The sequence below is a fragment of the Mycobacterium sp. genome (assembly GCF_032162605.1).
Classification (GTDB): domain Bacteria; phylum Actinomycetota; class Actinomycetes; order Mycobacteriales; family Mycobacteriaceae; genus Mycobacterium.
Window position 1 is genome coordinate 1 of record NZ_JAVROT010000236.1, and the last position, 3441, is coordinate 3441.

General features: G+C 64.9%; 3 protein-coding genes. All 3 read right to left on the bottom strand.

The features are described from left to right. Positions 1 to 283, bottom strand: a 283-nt coding sequence (locus QOI01_RS14330; RefSeq protein ID WP_526381947.1) for a VOC family protein, incomplete at its 3' end; no start/stop codon positions are given. Beyond that, complete coding sequence (locus QOI01_RS14335) at positions 280 to 2013, bottom strand: FAD-dependent oxidoreductase (RefSeq protein ID WP_526381949.1); 1734 nt, start codon at positions 2011 to 2013, stop codon at positions 280 to 282. The genes QOI01_RS14335 and QOI01_RS14330, both read right to left, overlap by 4 nt. 26 nt (positions 2014 to 2039) lie before the next feature. Next, entirely contained in the window at positions 2040 to 3221 is a 1182-nt protein-coding gene (locus QOI01_RS14340) for a cytochrome P450 (protein WP_526381951.1), read from the bottom strand. Between the last annotated feature and the right edge of the window lie 220 nt (positions 3222 to 3441).

Sequence of the window (3441 nt, forward strand, 5' to 3'; positions counted from 1 at the left end):
TGAACGCCACCGCCGCAAAGCGCGAACGCTCGCCGCGGCGGATGATCACACACGGTGGACCGGCATCGGTGCCGCGTACATGCAGCTCGTCGCGCGTGCGCGCTACCGTGAAACCGAATGCGTGAGCGAAGGTCTCTGCGCGATCCAGATTGGGCTTATCAAACTCCAACCAGGCGACGTCGTGGACCTTGATGACCGGGTTTCGCGATCGGCCGGGGTGTTCGCCCTTTCGGGCACCGTGCTCGCTGTGCAGGTCCTTGTGGGCATCAACGTTGCCGCTCATGACATCTCCTTTGGTTCTGCGCCGCGGACCAGGTCGATGAGGCGCCCCGGCGCATCGGGCAGGCTGTCGCCGCGCCAGGCGACATGTTGGTCGGGTCTGATGAGCACCAGATCGCGTTCATATAGCTGGCGCGCGTGTTCGTCGCGAATATCGATGACTTCTAGCGGGACCAGACGTTGGCGTGCGGCTTCAGCAAGGGGTTCGGCGTCGATGTCGGCGAAGCGAAGCAGAGTGAATCCCTTGGCGAACAGGTCGAACAGGGCCCGGCCATCGGCAAGGTACACGCTGGGTGGTCGCGCACCGGGCCAGGTGGTCGGCGAGTACGCGTCGAGGGTTTGCTCCGGCGCCAACCCCGTTTCCTTCGACACGATCGGCGAATCGCCGTAGCGGTAGCCGATTTCGATTCCGAGTGCCTCGTTTTCGAGGTTCCCCAGGTCGGCGATCTCGCGGCCGAGGCGGCGGCGACTGCGTTCGCCGTTCCAGCCTTCGCTGTGGATCGAGGACCGGAATGCCGCCGTGATGGCAAGGCGGACCAGAGCATGTCGGCCCGCTGCCTGGCGGTTCCGGATGGCCACCGCGCGCCGCTCGGTCTCATAGGCCCCCAGTAGCTCTTGGCCGCCCCAGCGTTGGACTAGCGCCGCGAGCACCCAGCCCAGTCCGACCGCGTCGCCGATGCCGGTGTTCATGCCGTAGCCGCCGGTTGGGGGGACCTGATGCACGGCGTCGCCGGCGAGCCAGATCCGTCCACTCCCGAAGCGTTTCGCGACGGCGAGCCGCGGCCTCCACGCGTTGGCGACGTGGATCTCACACTCGAAGGAGCGGCCCAGGCACCGAAAGAGCAGCTCGCGGGGATCGATGCGGTCGGGATCATCGCCGATCCCCAAGGGATGGTGGAACGTCCACGCGTCGTCGTCGTCTTGCGAGATCAGCACCCATCCTTCTGGTGACTGGACGTGCCAGACCGTGCCGAATCGGCCGAAGAAGTCCTTGTCCCGGGTGGTGAAGTGCACCATGAAGAATCGGCCGTCGCTCGGGCGTGCCCGCGAGGCCGCCCACGCGCGTGCAACGATAGCGGCAATGCGGTGCGGCCCCAGCTCCTTGATCGCGAGCCGCCGCAGGTCGATCATGTCGAGATCGATGCCAAGCCCCTGACGCACTGCGCTTCCGGCCCCGTCACATCCGGCGAGGTACTGCGCGCGAACCCGCCGCTTCTGACCGGTTTCCGGTGAGGTCAGGACCACGTCGACGCCGTCGGTGTCCTGAGTGAACGACTGGACTTGCCAACCGTATTGCACCTGAATGTGTTTCGAATCGGTGTCACAGCGCTCTTTCAATGCCGGCTCGAGCAGGATCTGTGAGATGCGCATGCTGGGCTCCAGCGGCAACGTGCCGTCGTTGCGAGTACGGATCTGGGTGTCGCTGTCCTCGACCGAGGGATATGTGAATCGGGTCAGCTCCCACCGGTTCAATTTCGTCACCCATGTGACGACCATCGGGTGGTCGGCGGGGACCGCCAACTTCCGCAGGTAGTCAGCGACCCCCAACCGGCGAAAAAGCTCCATGCTGCGACCGTTGGTGATGTCCATCTTCGGATGGCGGGTGGTCGTCGTATTGCGCTCGACCAGCAGCGCATCCACGCCGTGGTGCTCGAGTTCGAGGGCCAGGGTCAGCCCGACCGGCCCGGCGCCGGCAATGAGGACGGGAACGTGTTCAACCGTATCGCTTGTCATGGGGGACGTCTCCAACCGTGGTCGCTCTAGTTACGGAACGCCGCCTGCAAGGAAGTGAAGCCTTGCAGTGTGTTGTTAAGCAGCGGAACCGGTTTGGACACGCTGATCTGCGACACGGCGGGGATCATGGCCCGCAGCAGCGCATGCATCTCTAGTTTGGACAGGTGCATGCCCACGCAGGCGTGGGCGCCGAATCCCCAGCCGAGGTTGGTCCCCTTGCGGTGCAACGAGAACACCTCGGGCCGCTCGAACTGGGTCTCGTCCATGTTGGCCGACGCGTACAGCAGGACCACTCGCTGGCCCGCACGCAGGACCGAACCATCGATCTCGGTGTCGCGCTGGACAATTCGAGTAAAACCACGCACGGGAGAGGCCAGCCGCACTGCCTCCAGTGCAGCGGCCGGTACCAGATCAGGATTTTCGCGAAGTTCCCGCCACGCGTCGGGATTGGTGCCCAGGCTCCACAGCAGCTGAGCCGACGCGAGGATGGTGGTGTCGAGGCTCGGGCCGATGAAGTCGATCACCATGGCCTTCCTCTCCGCGGCGCTGAGCACACCGTCGTTCCCGGCGGCAAGGACGGAGGCCGCCCAGCGTCCGGGCTTCACGTTGCCCGGGCGTAGCGAATGGATGTAGCGCCACAAGCGCAACGAGGGCGGCACCGCGGTCAGTGTGCGGCGGTTTGTTGGACCAAGTCCGTCGAAGCCGGATCGGGCCCACCTGAGCATGCGGGTGTGGTCCATGTCGACTCCGACCAGGTCGGCGACCACTCGCACGGGAAGGTGCGCGGCGAACTCGGATACCCCGTCGAATTTGTCCCGCTGCAACAGTCGGCGGGTTAGCGCCGACGCCTCGTGCTGCAGCGTCGGATCGACTTCGGCCAGGGCCTTGGCAGACAACGACTGCAAGAGCACCCGCCTGCGGTTGGTGTGTGTCTGGCCGTCGCTGGCCAGTGTGGTGCCCTCCATGAAGGCGTTCGTCAGCCGGTTGGCGGCGACACCTTTGCCGCTGCGGAAAGTCTCGTCGTCCCGCAGCGCCTCGCGGACGTCACGAAAGCGGCCGATGGCCCACATGCGGTGCTTCTGCAGCCACACCGCGGCACCGGCTTCGCGGATCCGCCGGTATGTCTCATGTGGATTCAGCAACGCCTCGCGGCTGTAGAGATCCAGGGCCAGACTCGGCCCCGGGGGCCGAGTCCTGTTCGACAGCATGAGCATTGAGTGACGACCTCGCTGATTGTCGCGACATAGTGACAGCAGCCACGAGGATTGGAGACGTTCCTCCTGGCGCTCTGCCACGATAGCCGGGAATGTGCTAGATCACAATATATAACTTGACTCATGCCACTTAACTGCTTACGCTCCTCCCCTGGCTAGATGACGCCGTAACCACGCAGGGACGCGCTGCTCCCCGGAGCAAGGGCCGATGTCA